General features: G+C 70.1%; 15 protein-coding genes and 4 pseudogenes. 13 read left to right on the forward strand and 6 right to left on the reverse strand.

Annotated features, from left to right (window positions below; genetic code table 11):
- Nucleotides 1–273 precede the first annotated feature (273 nt).
- Both ABT078_RS36785 and ABT078_RS36790 read right to left on the reverse strand, forming a co-directional pair.
- On the reverse strand, nucleotides 274–1,053 hold the full coding sequence (locus ABT078_RS36785; RefSeq protein WP_351235755.1) for a crotonase/enoyl-CoA hydratase family protein: 780 nt from the start codon (nucleotides 1,051–1,053) through the stop codon (nucleotides 274–276).
- A 104-nt stretch (nucleotides 1,054–1,157) separates the two neighbouring features.
- Entirely contained in the window at nucleotides 1,158–2,180 is a 1,023-nt protein-coding gene (locus ABT078_RS36790) for an alcohol dehydrogenase catalytic domain-containing protein (RefSeq protein ID WP_351235757.1), read from the reverse strand.
- 208 nt (nucleotides 2,181–2,388) lie between these two features.
- On the opposite strand from ABT078_RS36790, the gene ABT078_RS36795 reads away from it, so the two are divergent.
- Nucleotides 2,389–3,087, forward strand: coding sequence for an NADPH-dependent F420 reductase (locus tag ABT078_RS36795; protein ID WP_351235758.1), 699 nt, complete (start codon nucleotides 2,389–2,391; stop codon nucleotides 3,085–3,087).
- 172 nt (nucleotides 3,088–3,259) lie between these two features.
- Here the strand turns inward: ABT078_RS36795 and ABT078_RS36800 are convergent.
- Nucleotides 3,260–3,508, reverse strand: a pseudogene (locus ABT078_RS36800) (aldo/keto reductase); the annotation flags it as partial.
- A gap of 485 nt (nucleotides 3,509–3,993) precedes the next feature.
- Here ABT078_RS36800 and ABT078_RS36805 point away from each other — a divergent pair.
- The 6 genes and pseudogenes from ABT078_RS36805 (at nucleotide 3,994) to ABT078_RS36830 (ending at nucleotide 10,673) form a co-directional block, all read left to right on the forward strand.
- Complete coding sequence (locus ABT078_RS36805; protein ID WP_351235760.1) at nucleotides 3,994–6,333, forward strand: molybdopterin cofactor-binding domain-containing protein; 2,340 nt, start codon at nucleotides 3,994–3,996, stop codon at nucleotides 6,331–6,333.
- A gap of 9 nt (nucleotides 6,334–6,342) precedes the next feature.
- Nucleotides 6,343–6,819 carry a (2Fe-2S)-binding protein gene (locus ABT078_RS36810; protein ID WP_351235762.1) on the forward strand — a complete coding sequence of 159 codons (477 nt, stop codon included), beginning with the start codon at nucleotides 6,343–6,345 and terminating at the stop codon, nucleotides 6,817–6,819.
- A 121-nt stretch (nucleotides 6,820–6,940) separates the two neighbouring features.
- A pseudogene (locus tag ABT078_RS36815) lies at nucleotides 6,941–7,542 on the forward strand (GNAT family N-acetyltransferase).
- Between the two features lie 262 nt (nucleotides 7,543–7,804).
- On the forward strand, nucleotides 7,805–8,920 hold the full coding sequence (locus ABT078_RS36820; protein WP_351235764.1) for a mechanosensitive ion channel family protein: 1,116 nt from the start codon (nucleotides 7,805–7,807) through the stop codon (nucleotides 8,918–8,920).
- 213 nt (nucleotides 8,921–9,133) lie between these two features.
- On the forward strand, nucleotides 9,134–9,628 hold the full coding sequence (locus ABT078_RS36825; RefSeq protein WP_351235766.1) for a peptidylprolyl isomerase: 495 nt from the start codon (nucleotides 9,134–9,136) through the stop codon (nucleotides 9,626–9,628).
- A 154-nt stretch (nucleotides 9,629–9,782) separates the two neighbouring features.
- On the forward strand, nucleotides 9,783–10,673 hold the full coding sequence (locus ABT078_RS36830) for a universal stress protein (protein ID WP_351235768.1): 891 nt from the start codon (nucleotides 9,783–9,785) through the stop codon (nucleotides 10,671–10,673).
- A gap of 92 nt (nucleotides 10,674–10,765) precedes the next feature.
- Here ABT078_RS36830 and ABT078_RS36835 read toward each other — a convergent pair whose 3' ends face one another.
- Nucleotides 10,766–11,245 carry a VOC family protein gene (locus ABT078_RS36835; RefSeq protein WP_351235770.1) on the reverse strand — a complete coding sequence of 160 codons (480 nt, stop codon included), beginning with the start codon at nucleotides 11,243–11,245 and terminating at the stop codon, nucleotides 10,766–10,768.
- A gap of 235 nt (nucleotides 11,246–11,480) precedes the next feature.
- Here ABT078_RS36835 and ABT078_RS36840 point away from each other — a divergent pair, with 235 nt between their 5' ends.
- The 3 genes from ABT078_RS36840 to ABT078_RS36850 all read left to right on the forward strand — a co-directional run bounded on the left by ABT078_RS36840 (nucleotide 11,481) and on the right by ABT078_RS36850 (nucleotide 14,736).
- On the forward strand, nucleotides 11,481–12,581 hold the full coding sequence (locus tag ABT078_RS36840) for a sugar ABC transporter substrate-binding protein (RefSeq protein WP_351235772.1): 1,101 nt from the start codon (nucleotides 11,481–11,483) through the stop codon (nucleotides 12,579–12,581).
- 68 nt (nucleotides 12,582–12,649) lie between these two features.
- Complete coding sequence (locus ABT078_RS36845) at nucleotides 12,650–13,444, forward strand: ATP-binding cassette domain-containing protein (RefSeq protein ID WP_351235774.1); 795 nt, start codon at nucleotides 12,650–12,652, stop codon at nucleotides 13,442–13,444.
- The gene (locus ABT078_RS36850; RefSeq protein ID WP_502981496.1) at nucleotides 13,441–14,736 is read left to right on the forward strand and encodes a sugar ABC transporter permease; all 1,296 of its coding nucleotides are present in this window, start codon (nucleotides 13,441–13,443) and stop codon (nucleotides 14,734–14,736) included. Before ABT078_RS36845 ends, ABT078_RS36850 begins: the two co-directional genes overlap by 4 nt.
- 31 nt (nucleotides 14,737–14,767) lie before the next feature.
- On the opposite strand, the pseudogene ABT078_RS36855 reads toward ABT078_RS36850, so the two are convergent.
- A pseudogene (locus ABT078_RS36855) lies at nucleotides 14,768–15,050 on the reverse strand (SpoIIE family protein phosphatase); the annotation flags it as partial.
- Between the two features lie 143 nt (nucleotides 15,051–15,193).
- Here ABT078_RS36855 and ABT078_RS36860 point away from each other — a divergent pair.
- Together ABT078_RS36860 and ABT078_RS36865 are read left to right on the forward strand one after the other, a co-directional pair.
- Nucleotides 15,194–15,709 carry a MarR family winged helix-turn-helix transcriptional regulator gene (locus tag ABT078_RS36860; RefSeq protein ID WP_351235811.1) on the forward strand — a complete coding sequence of 172 codons (516 nt, stop codon included), beginning with the start codon at nucleotides 15,194–15,196 and terminating at the stop codon, nucleotides 15,707–15,709.
- 169 nt (nucleotides 15,710–15,878) lie between these two features.
- Nucleotides 15,879–16,013: a hypothetical protein gene (locus tag ABT078_RS36865; RefSeq protein WP_351235821.1), complete on the forward strand. Its 135-nt coding sequence runs from the start codon at nucleotides 15,879–15,881 to the stop codon at nucleotides 16,011–16,013.
- A 27-nt stretch (nucleotides 16,014–16,040) separates the two neighbouring features.
- Here the strand turns inward: ABT078_RS36865 and ABT078_RS36870 are convergent.
- Nucleotides 16,041–16,163 (reverse strand): annotated as a pseudogene (locus ABT078_RS36870) (helix-turn-helix domain-containing protein); the annotation flags it as partial.
- Between the two features lie 419 nt (nucleotides 16,164–16,582).
- On the opposite strand from ABT078_RS36870, the gene ABT078_RS36875 reads away from it, so the two are divergent.
- Nucleotides 16,583–17,020 (forward strand): hypothetical protein, encoded by a 438-nt coding sequence (locus ABT078_RS36875; RefSeq protein WP_351235776.1) that lies wholly within the window; start codon nucleotides 16,583–16,585, stop codon nucleotides 17,018–17,020.
- The last annotated feature ends 158 nt before the right edge of the window (nucleotides 17,021–17,178 follow it).

The raw sequence follows: 17,178 nt of genomic DNA on the forward strand, positions 1-17,178 counted from the left end.
GAACCCGGCACACCACCCCCTGGGGCCGCACGGTGCACCGCACCGCGCGGCCCCACGCCGTCCCGGGAGACCATTGACGCAGGTCAGTCACCCGGCGAGGCGCGTCGGCTCAGGACTCCCTCACCAGCCGGAGCGTCGGGAGCGGACCGCCGGGGAACTGCTGGAGCCGACCGCCGATCGTCAGGGCCCCGAGGTCCACCGATGCCCAGCCGGCCACGCGCGTGCTGCGGCGTCTCGACGACGGCTCGCGTCCGGTCAGGAGACCCTGATGGCTCAGTCCGTGAACGAACCGTGGCGGCCCGCACCGCCCGCGAACCGCCCGGCACCGGACCGGGTCTCCCCCGCGGTCAGCGGGACCAGGCCGTGCCGGTACTCGGCGACCAGGCCGTCCGGCTCGCTCAGCCCGTGCTGCTCGCGCACGGACAGCCGGTCGTGACGCAGGCACAGTTGCGGGAACGCGGCGATCTCACGGGCCAGCTGCTCCGCGGCCCGGCGGGCGCCCCCGGTCGGGACGAGGCGGTTGGCGAGCCCGATCTCGTATGCCTCAGGCGCCGGGACCGGCCGGCCCGTGAGGATCATGTCCATGGCGCGGCTTTCTCCGATCAGGCGCGGCAGCCGCACCGTACCGCCGTCCACCAGGGGCACGCCCCAGCGGCGGCAGAACACCCCGAAGACCGCGTCCTCTTCGACGACCCGCAGATCGCACCAGATGGCCAGCTCCAGGCCGCCGGCGACCGCGTGTCCGGACACCGCGGCGATCACGGGCTTGCTCAGCCGCATCCGGGTGGGGCCCATCGGGCCGTCGCCCTCGGGGAGGACCTGGTTGGCCCGCTCGGTGCCGATGCCCTTGAGGTCGGCTCCGGCGCAGAAGGTGCCGCCCTCGCCCCACAGGACGGCGACAGCCGCGGCATCGTCGTTCTCGAACTCCCTGAAGGCCCCGGCCAGTTGCGCAGCCATCGGACCGTCGACGGCGTTGCGCACCTCGGGCCGGCCGAGGACGACCGTGAACACGGGGCCGTCGCGCTCGATCCGCACGGCGGGGTTGTCGCTCATTCCGTCGCCCTCCCGAAAGGGGTCACGCAGGGCCCGGCGGAGGAGCTTGCCGACCGGGAGTTCGGAATCGTAGCGACGAAAGGCAGCCTTGGGGACCTACGGCGTCAGCGGACCGCAAGCACCATCCGGAACCGGGCGGCGCCGGACATCATCTTCCGGTACGCCTCGTCGACCTGCTCCAGCGGCACGGTTTCGATCACGGGACGGATCCCGTGGAGGGCACTGAACGTCATGGTGTCCTGTACGTCCTGCGCGGTGCCGGACGGGTGCCCGCGGACGACCAGGCCGCGCATGAGCAGCTGGGCCGGGGTGGCTCCCAGCGGCTCGACGTCCGCACCGGCGACCACCAGCTCGCCACGGTGGGAGAGCCCGTCGACGGTCGCCGTCATGGCCGCGGAGTTGGCGGCGGTGGCCAGGACGACCTTGGCGCCGCCGAGGGACTGCAGCGCGTCCGCGACAGCGGTGTCCCCCGTGCTGTCGATGTAGTGGTGCGCGCCGAGTTCCCGGGCGAGGTCCTCCTTGTCGGCTCCGCGGGCGATGGCCACGGTCTCGAAGCCCATGGCGACCGCGTACCGCACTCCCAGATGCCCCAGGCCTCCGATGCCGAGGACGGCGACCAGGTCGCCCGGCCGTGCCGAGCTGCGTCGCAGGCCGTTGTAGACCGTGACCCCCGCGCAGGCCATGGGCGCCGCATCGGCCGCCTCCAGCGCGTCGGGGATCGCGGCCAGGGCGTCGGCCGGTGCGATCACGTACTCGGCGAAGCCGCCGTCGTACGCCCAACCGGGGACCTTCAGGTTCACGCACACGATGAAGTCGCCCTGTCTGCAGGGCGTGCAGTGACGGCAGCTGCCGCCGAACCAGCCCACGGTCACCCTGTCGCCCACCTGCCGGCCGTTCTGCGTCCCCTCGCCGAGTTCGTCGACACGCCCCGCGATCTCATGCCCGGGGACCACGGGAAACCGGACGCCCGGAAGGATGTCGTTGACGAAGAAGGCGTCGCTGTGGCAGATCCCGCAGGCGTCCACGGCGATCCGTACGTGGCCGGGGCCCGGCCGCGGTACGTCACGCTCGACGATCTCGAAGGGGCCACCGGCGGTGGCGACCTGTGCGACTTTGTGGGTGCTCATCTGGATCACTCCCGGATACCGGCACAACGGTCTCCCAGAACCAGCAGACCAGCTCCGGGCCGATCGCGCGCGCGGAACCCTTCCCGGGGCCTTCCCACTGCCTGCCACGGCGCCGCGCAGCCCGCCGTCCTGGACGTGCGGGCGGGCCCGGTGGGCGGAGCCGACCGGGCAGGGGAATACCCTCCTGGCACCCCCGGTTTCCGCCTCTATGGCAACGCTTGGACTGATCGGCAGCGGAAACATCGGCAGCACCCTGGCCGGACTCGGCGTGGCCGCCGGCCTGGACGTGGTCCTCAGCAACTCCCGCGGACCGGAGACCCTGTCCGACCTCGTGGCGGAACTCGGTCCCCGGGCCCGCGCCGCGACTCCGGAGGAGGCGGCGGCCGCAGGTGACTGGGTGGTCGTCAGCATCCCTCTGAAGAACTATCGCGCGGTCCCGGTCGCCCCACTGGTCGGCAGGATCGTCCTTGACACGAACAACTACTACCCGGAACGCGACGGGCGGTTCCCCGAACTGGACGCGGAGGAGACGACCACCAGCGAACTGCTGCAGCGGCATCTCCCGGAGTCCCGGGTCGTCAAGGCGTTCAACAACATCTACTTCCGGCATCTGGCCGCCCTCGCACGCCCCACCGGCGCCCCCGACCGCTCGGCGCTTCCCATCGCGGGCGACAGCCCGGAGGCGAGGGCCTCCGTCGCCGGACTCCTCGACCGGCTCGGCTACGACGCCGTGGACGCCGGCGAACTCGCCGACAGCTGGCGCTTCCAGCGCGACACCCCGGCCTATGTCGTCCCGTACGCGAAGAACCCGCAGGGCCTGGGGGTCTCCGGTGACGACCGGGGTGCGCCGGCCGATGTCGCGACACTGCGTGCGGCTCTGGCGAAGGCGGTCCGTCCCACCGGCTGAGGCGGCCTCGGTCCCGCAGGGGTGAGCTCGGTCGGGCCCGGGGTTTCCGGGCCAACGCTGGCCCGCTCGCTCCGGGAAGGGACGTCCCTGTGCGAACGGACCGCCAGTCCGCACGGCAGTGCTCCCTCGCGGAACTGGCGGCCGGTACGTGTGCGAGGCCGTCCCTGCGGCGTCAGACGGCGTCCAGTTCCGCGAGCTCCTCGGCGGTGAGCACGAGGTCCGCGGCGGCCACCGAGTCGCGGATCGTCTCCGGTCGGCTGGCGCCCGGGATCGGCACGACCACGGGCGACTTGGCGAGCATCCACGCCAGGCACACACGCTGCGGGCTGACGCCGTGGGCCTCGGCGACCCGGGCGAACGGCGCGTACGCCGAGCCCAGTTGGCGGGCCTGGGAGATGCCGCCGAGCGGGCTCCAGGGCAACTTGACTCGGCCCTGAAGGACTCCGTTGAGAAAGGGACGAACCGCTGGCCACGGGGGTCGCCATGACTCACGGACCCGCAGGTCAAGTGATCCACTCCCAGCCAGAGTGAGAGCCAGGATGTCCGCCCTGTCCATTTACCAACAGAGTCGTGAACGCCCGGGGTTCCTCGCCAGATCCTGCTGAACGCTCTGACCCGGTTCGGTGCGGGAGTTCCGCTCCCGTCACGCTGACTCGCCCGCCCGCGCCCCGTCGTCCCCGACGCGGCGCGGGCGGTCTGCGCATGCCACGAGAGCAGCGCCGGAGCCGTCGGCTCCCGGTCGGGGAGGCGGGGGCGGCCGCGGCCCCGTCCGGGCTCGCATTCGTCTCGGCCGGCACAAGCAGCTGTCCGTGCTCTGGTGTTCCTACCGTTCGGTATGGTCCACTCCGCTTCGGGCCGGAGCGTGTTCGCGTCCGCCGTCGTCGAGAGGACAGCTGGAGGACAGCGATGGAAGTTCACAGCAGCTCACCGGGCCCGGAGGCCGGCGCGGCCCCGGGCGGGATCGGTCGCCGGCGGTTCCTCGGGTACGTCCTGGCCGGATCGACGCTGACGGTGGCCGCGCAGCTCGGCGACGCCGTCCTGGCGCCCGCGGAGGCCGGCGCGGTGGTGCCGTCGGTGCCCGGGCCGTCCGAGATCTACGACCTCAACGACATGCTGACCCATGCCGCCCTGCCCACCGCGAATCTGATCAGCATCCGGATCGACTCCGACGGTACGGCGTCCCTGGCGCTGCCCCGGGCGGAGGTCGGCCAGGGCATCACCACCTCCAGCGCGATGCTGATCGCCGAGGAGCTCGACCTGCCGCTCGACAAGGTGAAGGTCACCCTCGCCGACGCGCGGCCGGAGCTGCTGTTCAACCAGCTCACCGGAGGCTCCAACACCACCATCTCGACCTTCACCCCGATCCGGGTGGCGGCCGCCGTCGCCCGTGGCCGGTTGCTGGAGGCCGCGGCCCTCGAACTGGGAGAGGCGATCGGCACCCTCACCGCCAAGGCCGGGGTCATCACCTCGGCGACCGGATTGCGCCTCACCTACGGCGAACTCGCCCTGAAGGCCGCAGCCGTGACCACAAGCCAGGTCTCCGTCACCCTGAAGAAGTCCTCCGAGTTCAGCATCATCGGGACCGGCCGACGCAGGATCGACGCGCTGGACGCGGTCACGGGCCGCAAGACGTTCGCGATGGACGTGCAGGTGCCGGACGCGCTGGCGACGATGGTGTGCCGGCCCCCGACAATCAACGGCACGGTCCGTTCGGTGGAGAACCTGGACGAGGTACGGGCCATGCCCGGCATCACCGATGTCGTACGGATCTCCAGCGGCGTCGCCGTCCGCGGCCGCACCTTCGGGCAGTGCATCGACGCGATCCGCGCCCTGGACGTCGACTGGGGACCGGGCACCGCCGAAGGCACCTCCGACGCGACCATCGCCCAGAAGCTGCGCCGCGCCGAACTCCCGCTCGTCGTGCCCTCGTTGCCGCTGCTCACCAAGGCCGTCGACGCCCGTTTCACCTTCCACTTCGCCAGCAACAGCGCCCTGGAGACCAACTGCGCCATCGCCGACGTACGCGACGACTCGGCGGAGATCTGGGCGAGTCTGAAGTCGCCCATCGTCGCCCAGGAACAGATCGCCCTTCGGCTCGGCCTGCCGCCCACCGCCGTGAAGGTCCATGTCACCCAGGGCGGCGGCTCGTTCGGGCGGAAGCTGTTCCACGACGCCGCCGCGGAGGCCGCCGAGATCTCCCGGGCCGTGGGCAAGCCGGTGAAACTGATGTGGCACCGGACCGACGACTTCCGTCAGGGCCGCACGCACCCGATGTCCACCTCGCGGGTCCGGGCCACGTACGCACTCGGCGAGGTCCTCACCTACGAGCAGCGGCACACCTCCGTCGCCACCGACTTCGGACACGGGCTCGGCGAGATCATCACCTCGCAGGCGGCCCGGTTGCCCGTCGGTGATCTCACCTTCTCCGAGACGGTCTTCCAGCTCACCCAGCAGAGCCCGTACCACTTCGGTGTCACCACACAGTTGCTGAGCGAGACCGACAAGGGCTTCAACACCGGCTCCATGCGCAACATCTACTCCCCCAACGTCCGCTGCGCACAGGAGCTGATCGTCGACGAGCTGGCCAAGCGGATGGGCAAGGACGCCTGCGCGTTCCGCCGCCGGCACCTCAAGGACGAGCGGGCCAGGGCCGTTCTCGACAAGGTCGCCGAGGTCGGCGGGTGGGGACGCGCCCTGCCCGCCGGCATGGGGCAGGGCATCGCGGTCCACCCCGAGTACCACGCCTTCGTGGCCGTCCTCGCCGAGATCGACTGCCGGCCGCAGACGACCGGACGGCAGATCCCCCACGCATACACGGGGCCGCGCGTCACCAAGGTCGTGTGCGCCGTCGACGCCGGCCTCGCCGTCAACCCGCGCGGACTGGAAGCGCAGATGATGGGCGGCATCATGGACGGCATCGCCCTCACCCTGACCTCGGGTCTCCATCTCGAGGACGGGCATTTCCTCGAAAGCAGCTGGGACAACTACTTCTACACCCGGCAGTGGAACACCCCGCCCGAGCTCGAGATCGTCGTGATGCCACCGACCACCGGAACACCGGGTGGTGCGGGCGAGCTGGCCGTCGCCGGCGCGATGGCCGCCGTGGCCTGTGCCTACGGCCGGGCCACCGGACGGATGCCGACGACCTTCCCGGTCAACCACGGCGAACCGCTGGGCTTCGAGCCGCTGCCCACCACTCCGCCGGTCCCCGCCTCCCCCACCGACGGCCTCGACCACGTCCGCTAGGAGCCATCTGTGCCCCACCACACCTTCATCCTCAACGGCAAGCCGGTGACCGTGGACATCGAGGGCGACGTCCGGCTGCTGTGGGTGCTCCGGGACGTCCTGGGCGTCACCGGTCCGAAGTACGGCTGCGGGGTCGGCGTCTGCAGGGCCTGCACGAGCCACTTCAACGGCAAGGCGTTCACTCCCTGCACGGTTCCGGTCGAGGACGTCGGACCGGCCGACGAGGTCACCACCATCGAGGGCCTGCCCGCCACGGTCGGCAAGGAGCTCCACCCGATGCAGGAGGCCTGGCTGGAGTACGACGTCGTCCAGTGCGGCTACTGCCAGCCCGGCCAGATCATGGCCGCCGTCGCCAAGGTCCGTCAGGCGCGCGAGGCGGGCCGGGAGATCGGCGAGGCCGACCTCGACGAGATCCGCAACATCTGCCGCTGCGGCACCTACAACCGCATCCGGGAGGCCATCGTGGCGGGCGCGAAGCAGTTCTAGGCCGACCGCTGCTCGCCCGGATCCGGACGGCTGGCCCACACGCCGCGGACGCCCGTGACGCCTCGCGTGCGAAGATCCCTTCGCAGTGCGCACGGAGTGCGTTGGGTGCTGCCCCTGGAAGGTGACGACGTACGCAATACGCCTGGGCGACGACGGCGCGGAGCTGCGCCCGCTCGAGCCGTGGCAGGCGGAGGAGTTCCCGGCCCACATCGACCGAGGGCGGGAGTTCATCGGCAGGCACAACGCGCTGCCCGACGTCGTCACGGACCTGGAGTCGAGCCGGGCGTTCCTCCAGGCGTACGCGGAGAAGGCCGCGGCCGACGCCGGGCGGATCCACGGCATCCGGGCGGACGGCACGCTGGTCGGCGCGGTCGTCTTCCGGAGGATGGACGTCACGCAGGGCACCGCAGAGGCGGGCTGCCGGCTGGAGCCGTCGGCGGCGGGCAGGGGCTGGTGACCAGGGCCGCGCGTGTGATCACCGACTGGGCCGTCGAGGAGCGGGGGATCCACCGCGTGGAGTGGTGGGTCTCGACGGCGACCGAGGCCGGCATCGCCGTGGCCCGGCGGCTGGGGATGACGAAGGACGGCGTGCTGCGGGAGAGCTGTCCGTACCGGGGAGAACGGCACGACGAGGAGCTCTGGTCGGTGCTCGCGCCGGAGTGGCAGGCAGGCGGCACGCAGGCCGTGAGAAGGTCCAAGTCCCTCAGAGCATCGAGACATTGAGGGGACGCGGGGCCCCGGAGCGGTGCCGAGGCGGGGTCCCCGCAGCGCTCGTCGCGGCATGCGGCAGGATGACACGTCACGCCGAGCGGACTCGTACGTCCTCGATCTGCCTCCTCGACGTACGTCCTCGACGCGACCGCACAACCGCACTCCCAGAATGCACAGGTAGCAAGGTGACGACACATCACATCCGGCTCTCAGCGGCGACCGCAAGGGCAACCGGCGCCGCCCGCGCTCTTCCCCGTGTGACGGGAGGGGACCGTTGAACCGGGACCTCACACTGCACGACGTCCTCGTCGCCGGAATCGCGGTCGCGGCAGGACTCGCGGCGGCCCTGGTGCTGCGCGTGATCCTGAAATGGCTCGGCGAGCGGGCCGACAAGACCCGCTGGGGCGGCGACGACATCATCGTCGCCGCACTTCGGGCACTGGTCCCCTGGGGCGCGATCACCGGCGGCGCGGCGGTCGCGGCGTCGGTGCTGCCGCTCAATGCCAGGGTCGAACGCAACGTCACGATGACGCTCACCGCCGTGCTCATCATGGCCGCGACCCTCACGGTCGCGCGGATCGTCGCCGGACTGGTGCAGGCCCTGGCGGACTCCAGGTCCGGTGTCGCCGGTTCGGCCACCATCTTCGTGAACATCACGCGCGTCGTGGTGTCCGCCATCGGTTTCCTCATCGTGCTGGAGACCCTGGGCGTCTCCATCGCGCCGCTCCTCACCGCGCTGGGCGTGGGCGGTCTGGCGGTGGCCCTCGCCCTGCAGGACACACTGGCCAACCTCTTCGCCGGGGTGCACATCCTGGCTTCCAGAACCGTGCAGCCCGGTCACTACATCAGGCTGAGCAGCGGCGAGGAAGGCTACGTCGTCGACATCAACTGGCGAAACACCGTGGTGCGCACGCTCTCCGAGAACCTGGTGATCATCCCGAACACGAAGCTGTCCGGCACCAATATGACCAACTACCACCGGCCGGAGCGGCTGATGACGCTCAACGTCCAGGTGGGAGTCGGCTACGACAGCGACCTGGACCATGTCGAGCGCGTCACCACCGAGGTCGTCGAGAGCGTGATGGCCGACGTCGCCGGTGGTCTGCCCGACCACGAACCGGCCGTACGTTTCCACACGTTCGGCGACTCCAGGATCGGGTTCACGGTGATCCTGGGGGTGGGCGAGTTCAGCGACCAGTACCGGATCAAGCACGAGTTCATCAAGCGGCTGCACCGGCGCTACCGCGCCGAGGGCATCACCGTCCCCGCTCCGACGCGGAACATCGCCGTGCAGCAGGGAGAGTTGCCGATTCCCCACCAGCGCATCGCGCCGGAGCCGACGGCCGCGCCGCCGGCGCATCGGAGCCCCGCGGTGGGCGGAAGCCTGTAGGGCCGTCCGGGGGCCGGGGCCCGCGGGGCGGCGGGCAGGGTTCGAGGGCCCGCCGCCCTGTCGAGGAAGCAGGTCCCGGTCGGCGTGCACCGGCGGAGACCGAGGTCGGTCCCCGCCGGCCAGATCGTTGACCGCTACTACCACAGGGGCCTGCGTTCCGCGTCAGGGTGGGTCTGGTGTGAGTTCTGTGACCACAAGTGTCAGGATGAAGTCATGAGTAACGTCTTCTTCGACATCACCATCAACGACCAGCCCGCCGGGCGGATCGTCTTCACGCTCTTCGACGACATCGTCCCGAAGACGGCCAAGAACTTCCGCGAGCTCGCCACGGGAGAGCACGGCTACGGTTACGAGGGCTCCTCGTTCCACCGCATCATCCCCGACTTCATGCTCCAGGGCGGCGACTTCACCGCCGGCAACGGCACCGGGGGCAAGAGCATCTACGGCGAGAAGTTCGCCGACGAGAACTTCCAGGTCAAGCACACCAAGCCGGGCCAGCTCTCGATGGCCAACGCGGGCGCGAACACCAACGGCTCGCAGTTCTTCATCACCACCATCGTCACCGACTGGCTCGACAACAAGCACGTCGTCTTCGGCGAGGTCGTCGAGGGCATGGACCTCGTGAAGCAGATCGAGTCCCTCGGCTCGCGCAGCGGCGCCCCCAAGGCGAAGGTCACGATCGCCAAGTCGGGCGTCGTCGAGGGCTGACCTCCCTCCTCGCGGCTCCAGGCCCCGGGCGCTTCGCCTCCGCTGCACGAGCAGCGGGCGGTCCGCCCCGGGCCGGACCGCCGGGTGCAGCAATGGCGAGGCCGGGGAACCCGTGACCGGTCGCGCCCTCGAACCGGACGGAGACACATCCCCCATGGCCCGACCCATCACCGCAGGAGTGGACGGATCACCGGAGAGCCTGGCCGCCGTGGGCTGGGCGGCCCGTGAAGCGTCGCTGCGCGGCCTGCCGCTGCATATCGTGCACGCCTGGCTGTGGCAGCCCCTGGACGTGCCCCTCGTCCAGGACAGGGATACGCAGGCCCAGTCGGCAGACAGCCTGCTGCGCGAGGCCGAGAAGGACGTGGCCGGACGCTACCCGGACCTGACGGTCAGGGCCGAAGTGGTGCCGGACACGGCGGTCGCCGCGCTGCTGAGCGAGGGCGAGCGGTCCGAGATGCTGGTCCTCGGCTCACGTGGGCACGGCGCGCTGGTCGGCTTCCTGGTCGGCTCGTACGGTCAGCAGGTGATCGCCTCCGCCGCGTGCCCCGTCGTCTCGGTCCGCGCCCCCGCCGGGGACGCGCAGCCGCAGTCCCAGGAGCAGGCTCAGGGCGGCGCTGAGATCGTCGTGGGCCAGCAGGGCTCGGCGGAGGACAGCGCCGCGGTGCTGGGCTTCGCCTTCGAGACGGCCGCCGCACGCGGCGCGGCCGTGCGCGCTGTGCGGGCCTGGAGCCTGCCCAGCCTCTACACCTACAGCCCGGGCTCGCTGCGCCTTGCCGACGAGGCGGGCGGGCTGGAGCCGTACGAGAAGGAAGCTCTGGCGGAGGCGCTCGCGCCCTGGCGCGAGCGCTTCCCCGACGTGCCGGTGACCGAGCACGTCGAGATCGGCAGCGCGGGTCAGGTGCTGCTGTCGGCGGTCTCCGGCGCGCAGCTGCTCGTGGTCGGCCGCCGGGCACATCGCTCCCCGATCGGTTCGCGCATCGGGTCCGTGGCCCACGCCGCGCTGCACCATGCGCCCGTCCCGGTGGCGGTCGTACCCCCGGCCTGACCGCTGTCGGTCTCCCCCTAGGGGCCGCCGACTGCCACCCCGTTGCCGAGGGGGCGCACCTGAGCGCGCCCCCTCGGCAACGGCAGTGTCCCCTACTCCCCCTCGTACGCCCTCTTCAGGGCGGCGATGTCGAACTTGACCATCGAGAGCATCGCCTCGGTGGCCCGCTTCGCCTTGTCCGGATCCGGATGACTGATCATCTCGGCGAGGCCGGCGGGGATGACCTGCCAGGACACGCCGTACTTGTCCTTCAGCCAGCCGCACTGGACCTCCTGGCCGCCCTCGGTGAGCCTGCTCCAGTAGTGGTCCAGTTCGCCCTGGTCCTCGCAGAGGATCTGGAACGAGACGGCTTCGTTGAAGGTGAATTGAGACCCGCCGTTGACGGCGACGAACTTCTGGCCGTTGGCCTCGAACTCGACGGTCAGTACCGATCCCGCGGGCCCCGGCCCGGCCGCGTTGTAGCGGCTGATCCGTCCGATCCGGGAGTTCTTGAAGATCGAGACGTAGTGGTTCGCGGCCTCCTCGGCCTGCCCGTCGAACCACAGGCACGTGGTGAATCCGTCCGTGGGCATCCGGTACCTCCTCGCAGTCGGGTGTCGTACGGATGTCGACCGGTTCCGAGCGGAGAACTCATCGGCCGGCCGCCCGCCCGGGAGATTCCGGAGGATCCCATAGGACGGCCTGTCCTTCGGCCGGGCGGCCACCGGCGTCGCTGTTTCTGTGTTTTCCCATACATTGGTAAATATGTCGGTTCGACTCCAGACGGCTCACAGCCGCCGGAGACGTGGCGGGCAGATCGCTCGGATCATGAACGGTCCGGGTCGTGCTGTCGTCGCCGTGACAGCGGTCTCCGCACTCACCGCTCTCGCCGCCTGCGGGTCGGTCGGCGAGGCAGGCGACGACGGCGGTGGCAAGACCTCCGGCAGTTTCACGATCGGGCTGCTGCTCCCGGACACCCACACCGCTCGCTGGGCGACCGCGGACAAGCCCTTGATCGTGAAGAGGATCAAGGAGCTGTGCCCCGACTGCAGGGTCGCCCACGCCTACGCATCGGCCGACGTGGCCACACAGCAGCAGCAGATCGAATCCATGATCGCGAACGGTGCCAAGGTGCTGATCGTCGATCCCGTCGACGACAAGGCGCTCCGCTCCTCGATCACCAGCGCCCGTGCCGCGGATGTCCCGGTGGTCTCCTACGACCGTCTCGCCGAAGGCCCCGTCTCCGCCTACTCCAGCTACGACTCCGAGGAGATCGGCAGGATCCAGGCCGAGCAGCTCCTCAAGGCGATGGGCCCCAAGGCACGCGGCGGGCAGGTCGTGATGATGAACGGCGACCCCACCGACCCGAACACCAGGGCCCTGGTGAAGGGTGCGCGCTCCGTGCTCGAGGGCAAGGTGAGGATCGCCAGGTCGTACTACACCGCCGGGTGGATTCCGGAGAACGCGTTCCGGAACATGTCCGCCGCCATCGCCGAGCTGGGTGCCGACAGGATCGACGGCGTCCTGTCGGCCAACGACGGGCTCGCGGGTGGCGTCGTCACGGCGCTCAAGGCCGCCGACGTCCGTCCGCTGCCTCCTGTCACCGGTCAGGATGCCGACCTCGCGGCCGTGCGGCGGATCGTCAAGGGCGAGCAGTACGTCACCGTGTACAAGTCCTTCGAGGCGGAGGCCGATGCAGCCGCCGAGATGGCGGTCGCCCTGGGCCGAGGGGAAAAGCTCGACACCATCGCCACGGACCGCGTCAGCAACGACACCAGCAAGGACATCCCGGCCGTACTGGGACCACTCGTCCCCGTAACCGTCGGCACGATCAAGGACACGGTCGTCAAGAGCGGCCTCTACACGATCAACCAGATCTGCACCCCGACGGTCGAAGCCGCCTGCAGGAAAGCGGGCCTCACCGGGTAAGCCGGCCCGGCGCCTCGACTCGCACGGCGTGCCGCCCATGGGCCGGGTCGACGGGACGGGCGAAGGAGATGGTTCATGTGCCAAGCACACCCCTGCTGGCGATGCGCGGAATCTGTAAACGGTTCGGTGTCGTCTGGGCCCTGCAGGACGTCGAGCTGGAGATTTACGCCGGGGAGGTCGTCGCCCTGGTGGGCGACAACGGTGCGGGCAAGTCCACCCTCGTCAAGGTGATCACCGGAGCCGGCCCCGCCGACACGGGCGCCATCGAGTGGAACGGCCGTCCCGTCCGGATCTCCCGCCCCCGTGACGCCCAGGCCCTGGGCATCGCCGGCGTCTACCAGGACCTCGCACTGTGCGAGACGCTCGATGTCGTCGGCAACCTCTTCCTCGGCCGTGAGATCGGCAGGACGGGAATCCTCGACGAGGTGTCCATGGAGCGCCGGGCCCGGGAACTGGACCTGCTGGACACCGTCTTGATACGCATCCCCAGCGTCCGCGTCCCCGTCGCCTCCCTCTCCGCCGGCCAGCGCCAGACGGTCGCGATCGCCCGCGCGCTCCTGGACGAACCCCGACTGCTCATCCTCGACGAACCCACCGCCGCGCTGGGCATGCGGCAGACCGTCCACTTCCTCGACCTGATCGAGGGACTGCGGGAACGCGGGATCGGCGTCCTCCTCGTCAGCCACAACCTGGGGGACGTCAAGGCAGTCGCGGACCGGGTCGCGGTGCTCTACCTCGGTCACAACAACGGCTTCTTCAGCGTGCCGACCACGTCGCAGGAGCAGATCGTCTCCTCCATCACCGGTGCCACCCACAATGCCGTGACCCATCGCAAGGCCCAGTCGTGGGAGGGAGCGATGTGAACAGGACTGGAGCATCGGAGAACCTCGACCCGGCCAGAGCGGCTGGTGGCGAGCCGCCGGACCGCGCCGCGCCCACAGCAGTCGACCGACGCCGAAGAGCGGACGAAGGCGGCTTCAGGAGCTACGCCGGCGACTTCGCCCGCAAGCTGCGCAGCGGCGAACTCGGATCCCTTCCCGGCATCATCGGCGTCGTCGTGATCTGGACCATCTTCCAGAGTCTTGACCAGCAGTTCCTCTCACCCCGCAATCTCTCCAACCTCAGCATGGACATCGTCGGCACGGGCATGATCGCCCTCGGCCTCGTCTTCGTGATGCTGCTCGGCGACATGGACCTGTCGGTCGCCTCGGTCAGCGGGCTCACGGCGGCGGTGTTCGCCGTGCTCAACGTGAACAACGGCGTGCCGGAGTGGATGGCGATCGTCGCCGCGATGGTCGTCGGGGCGCTGATCGGAGCCTTCCAGGGATTCTTCGCGGCCCGGATCGGCGTACCGGCCTTCGTCGTCACCCTGGCGGGGCTGCTGGCCTGGAACGGTCTGACGCTGTACGTCCTGGGCGCGAGCGGCACGATCAACCTCCCGGAGCAGGGCGTGATCCACGCCCTGACCAGTTACTACTTCCACGACGCGGCGGTCGCCTACGGGCTGGCCGGGCTCAGCGTGGCCGCGTACTTTCTGACCTCCTACCGGGACGCCCGCCGGCGTAGGGTCGCCGGTGTGTCGGCGAAGCCGATCAGCGTCATCGCGGCGCGCACCGGCGCGGTGGCACTGGTCGCCTTCGCCGCCGCGTATGTGCTCAACCGGTTCGAGGGCCTGTCGCTCGCCCTGCTGATCTTCCTGGTCTTCATCGTCGGCCTCGACTTCGTCCTTCGCCGCACGTTCTACGGACGCAAGCTCTTCGCCATCGGCGGCGGTGCGGAGGCGGCCCGCCGATCCGGTCTCAACGTGGTGTGGCTGCGGATCTCGGCCTTCATGGTCTCCGGGACGCTGGCCGCGGTCGGCGGACTCTTCCTCGCCTCGCGCGTTGCCGCGGTGGGCCAGACCGCAGGGTCCACGATCCTGCTGATCAACGCCGTCGCCGCGGCCGTCATCGGCGGCGTCAGCCTGTTCGGCGGGCGGGGGAAGGCCTGGTCCGTACTGCTCGGCATGCTCGTCATTCAGTCGATCGCCTCGGGCATGGTGCTGCTGGGCATCCCGACGCCCATGCAATCCGTGATCACCGCCGGTGTGCTCCTCGCCGCCGTGGTCCTCGACTCGCTGTCGCGCCACTCCCAGAAGGCGCACGGCAGGGCTTGACCGCGCAGATGCGGGGACCGGGGAGGGGGAGTCAGAGGCGGACGATGACCAGGGCGGTGTCGTCGGTGAGGCCGCCGACCGGAAGCAGGTCGGTCAGCAGGGCGTCGGCGAGGGGTTCGGGCTCGGCTCCCCGGTGGCGGGTGAGGCTTTCGGCGAGGCGGGTCAGGCCGGTGTCGTTGTCCTCGCGGCGGCGTTCGACGAGGCCGTCGGTATAGAGGACGAGGGTGGCGCCGTCGGTGAAGGTGGTGGTGGCCTGAGGGCACGGGACGCGCTCGGGGCGGGCTCCGAGAGGGGGTCGTGGCCTGGTCGAGGAAACGCGACCATTTCGGGATCAAACCGTCAGCATTCGGCCGCTGGACATCTCGGCCGGCACCATTTATCTTCGAATTTCATTGATACCGTTAAATGATCTCCTGCAGGTAACAGTCGCCTCCTTGATATGATGGGTAGCGTGATAATGAACGCGAACGCGGCCGACTCCCTCGAAGCCGACTCCCTCGAAGCCGACACCCTCGAAGGCGAAACCGTCGAGGCCGACCCCCTCGACCGGCTCGGCTTCCTGCTCGCCCGGCACGGCGCCATCGCCAGCAGTCGCGTGGAGCACGCCTTCGCGCTCTGCGGACTGACGCCTCGCCAGGGCGCGACGCTGATGCTGCTCGGCCGGTCGGGCAACATGAGCCAGCGAAACGTGGCGGGGACCCTCGAGGTCGACCCGAGCGTCCTGTGCGGGATCCTCAACGACCTGGAGGCCGCGCACTTCGTCGAACGCCGTCGCGACCCCGCGGACCGGCGTCGCCACATCGTGACGATCACCGAGGCGGGCGACCGCGTCCTGGCGAAGACCCAGGACGCCATCGACGAGGTCGAGCAGGAACTGTTCGCGGACTTCGCCCCCCAGGAACTCTCGACCCTGCGCGGCCTCCTGATCCGGGTCAGGACCTCCAAGAGCGATCCCGTCTGCACCGAACACTGATCCACCCGCCGTCAGGCGACCATGGGGCCACGGGCATTGCCCGTGGCCCCATTCGACGAAGGGGGTCGAAGTCCGTCTCCCGCAGGGCAAGGCCGCGTGGACGCTTCAGGGTGCGGGCGGCATCGAAGGCGCGGGCGACGAGTTCGGCCGCGATCAGGGGTGCACACCCATGCGGATCGTTTCGGTGACCGGACCGGCAAAGCCGCTGGGCCTCGGTGGCAAGCACCTCGAGGGAACCGAGGACGTGCTCTATCAGGGGCAGGATCCGTGCGCCGTGATCGGTGGGCTTCACCCCGCGCGCTGAGCGGTCGAACAGCTTGACGCCGAGCTCCCCCTCCAGCCGCGCGACGACGCTCGACGGCGCAGGTTGCATCACCCCGTAAGCCCGAGCGGCAGCGCTGAAGGACTTCGTCCGGGAAACGGCCTGGGCATAGCGCAACGCCTCGACGTTCACGACCCTCCCTCCCGAGCTAGGCGCCCGTTATGCCCGCATTACTCGTGATCCCCTACCGGAGCCGCGCGGAGTCGCCTACCGTCCGTTCCGGCACTGCTTGCGATTCGCAAGCGCCTGAGCGTGCACCCAGGGAGCACACGCCACGCCCGGCAGCACCCTCGACTTCACCGGGCAGAAGGTCATTGTCATCGGCGGTTTCGCGTCCGGCGAGACCCCTGGACCGGCGCACCGATCTCCGCGGCCACACCCCGTTCATGCGATTGAGTCGACAGTCACACTCCTTAATTCATTGATGGCCATCAACGATCTGATAGCGTCAACGCATGACGGCGATCAGTCGTATTGGCCGATCGGCCCACGGCACAGCACGTCGATCGTTCGACGCCCGCTCCGAGCGGGCGACACAAGGAGGCAAGACCATGAAGAAGCTCGTGCGCCGCATCGCAACGGCAGCCGCATCGGCCACGCTGGCCGGCAGCGCCCTCATCGCCGTCGGGAGCCCCGCTTCGGCGGCCGCGCTCCCCGCCGATCAGCAGGGTCGCCCCGGCGCCGTCGTCCACGTCTCGGCAGAGCGCAGCGACCAGAGCCTGGCCGGCCCCGCCGAGATCGGCGAGGGGCGCGCCCTCTGGGACGGGTACCGCGACTGGCACAGCGCGCGGGACCACCGGGGCTACGCGTACTGGCAGTCCAGCGACCACGGCCGCCAGCTGCGCTACGACGGCCAGCGCGTCTACCACTTGATCGACGGACGATGGGCCGTGGTCATCCCGGCGGACGAGCACACATACGGCTTCGACCGCTGGCACTTCGACCAGCTCTGGTCCCTCCACTCCGCCGAGAACCAGCGCAGCATCTGACCGAGACCGGACAGGAAAGCCCCATCCGGAGACCACCATGCAGCAATCAGCCCGCCTCATCAATGTCTTTCGGCGCCTTCGGCCGATCACGGAAGCCGGTACCGGCCGACACCGTGGACAGCCCGCATTCGAGCGTCCTCCCGCTCTGGACATGCCCG

This window comes from Streptomyces sp. NPDC002133 (genome assembly GCF_040296405.1).
GTDB lineage: Bacteria > Actinomycetota > Actinomycetes > Streptomycetales > Streptomycetaceae > Streptomyces.

What these genes read in the sequence shown, in the direction of transcription:
- ABT078_RS36825 (WP_351235766.1), top strand. Translation starts at nt 9,134, where the DNA reads ATGAGTAACGTCTTCTTCGACATCACCATCAACGACCAGCCCGCCGGG.
- ABT078_RS36785 (WP_351235755.1), bottom strand. Translation starts at nt 1,053, where the DNA reads ATGAGCGACAACCCCGCCGTGCGGATCGAGCGCGACGGCCCCGTGTTC.
- ABT078_RS36860 (WP_351235811.1), top strand. Translation starts at nt 15,194, where the DNA reads ATGAACGCGAACGCGGCCGACTCCCTCGAAGCCGACTCCCTCGAAGCC.
- ABT078_RS36845 (WP_351235774.1), top strand. Translation starts at nt 12,650, where the DNA reads ATGGTTCATGTGCCAAGCACACCCCTGCTGGCGATGCGCGGAATCTGT.
- ABT078_RS36875 (WP_351235776.1), top strand. Translation starts at nt 16,583, where the DNA reads ATGAAGAAGCTCGTGCGCCGCATCGCAACGGCAGCCGCATCGGCCACG.
- ABT078_RS36830 (WP_351235768.1), top strand. Translation starts at nt 9,783, where the DNA reads ATGGCCCGACCCATCACCGCAGGAGTGGACGGATCACCGGAGAGCCTG.
- ABT078_RS36795 (WP_351235758.1), top strand. Translation starts at nt 2,389, where the DNA reads ATGGCAACGCTTGGACTGATCGGCAGCGGAAACATCGGCAGCACCCTG.
- ABT078_RS36865 (WP_351235821.1), top strand. Translation starts at nt 15,879, where the DNA reads ATGCGGATCGTTTCGGTGACCGGACCGGCAAAGCCGCTGGGCCTCGGT.
- ABT078_RS36840 (WP_351235772.1), top strand. Translation starts at nt 11,481, where the DNA reads ATGAACGGTCCGGGTCGTGCTGTCGTCGCCGTGACAGCGGTCTCCGCA.
- ABT078_RS36805 (WP_351235760.1), top strand. Translation starts at nt 3,994, where the DNA reads ATGGAAGTTCACAGCAGCTCACCGGGCCCGGAGGCCGGCGCGGCCCCG.
- ABT078_RS36835 (WP_351235770.1), bottom strand. Translation starts at nt 11,245, where the DNA reads ATGCCCACGGACGGATTCACCACGTGCCTGTGGTTCGACGGGCAGGCC.
- ABT078_RS36790 (WP_351235757.1), bottom strand. Translation starts at nt 2,180, where the DNA reads ATGAGCACCCACAAAGTCGCACAGGTCGCCACCGCCGGTGGCCCCTTC.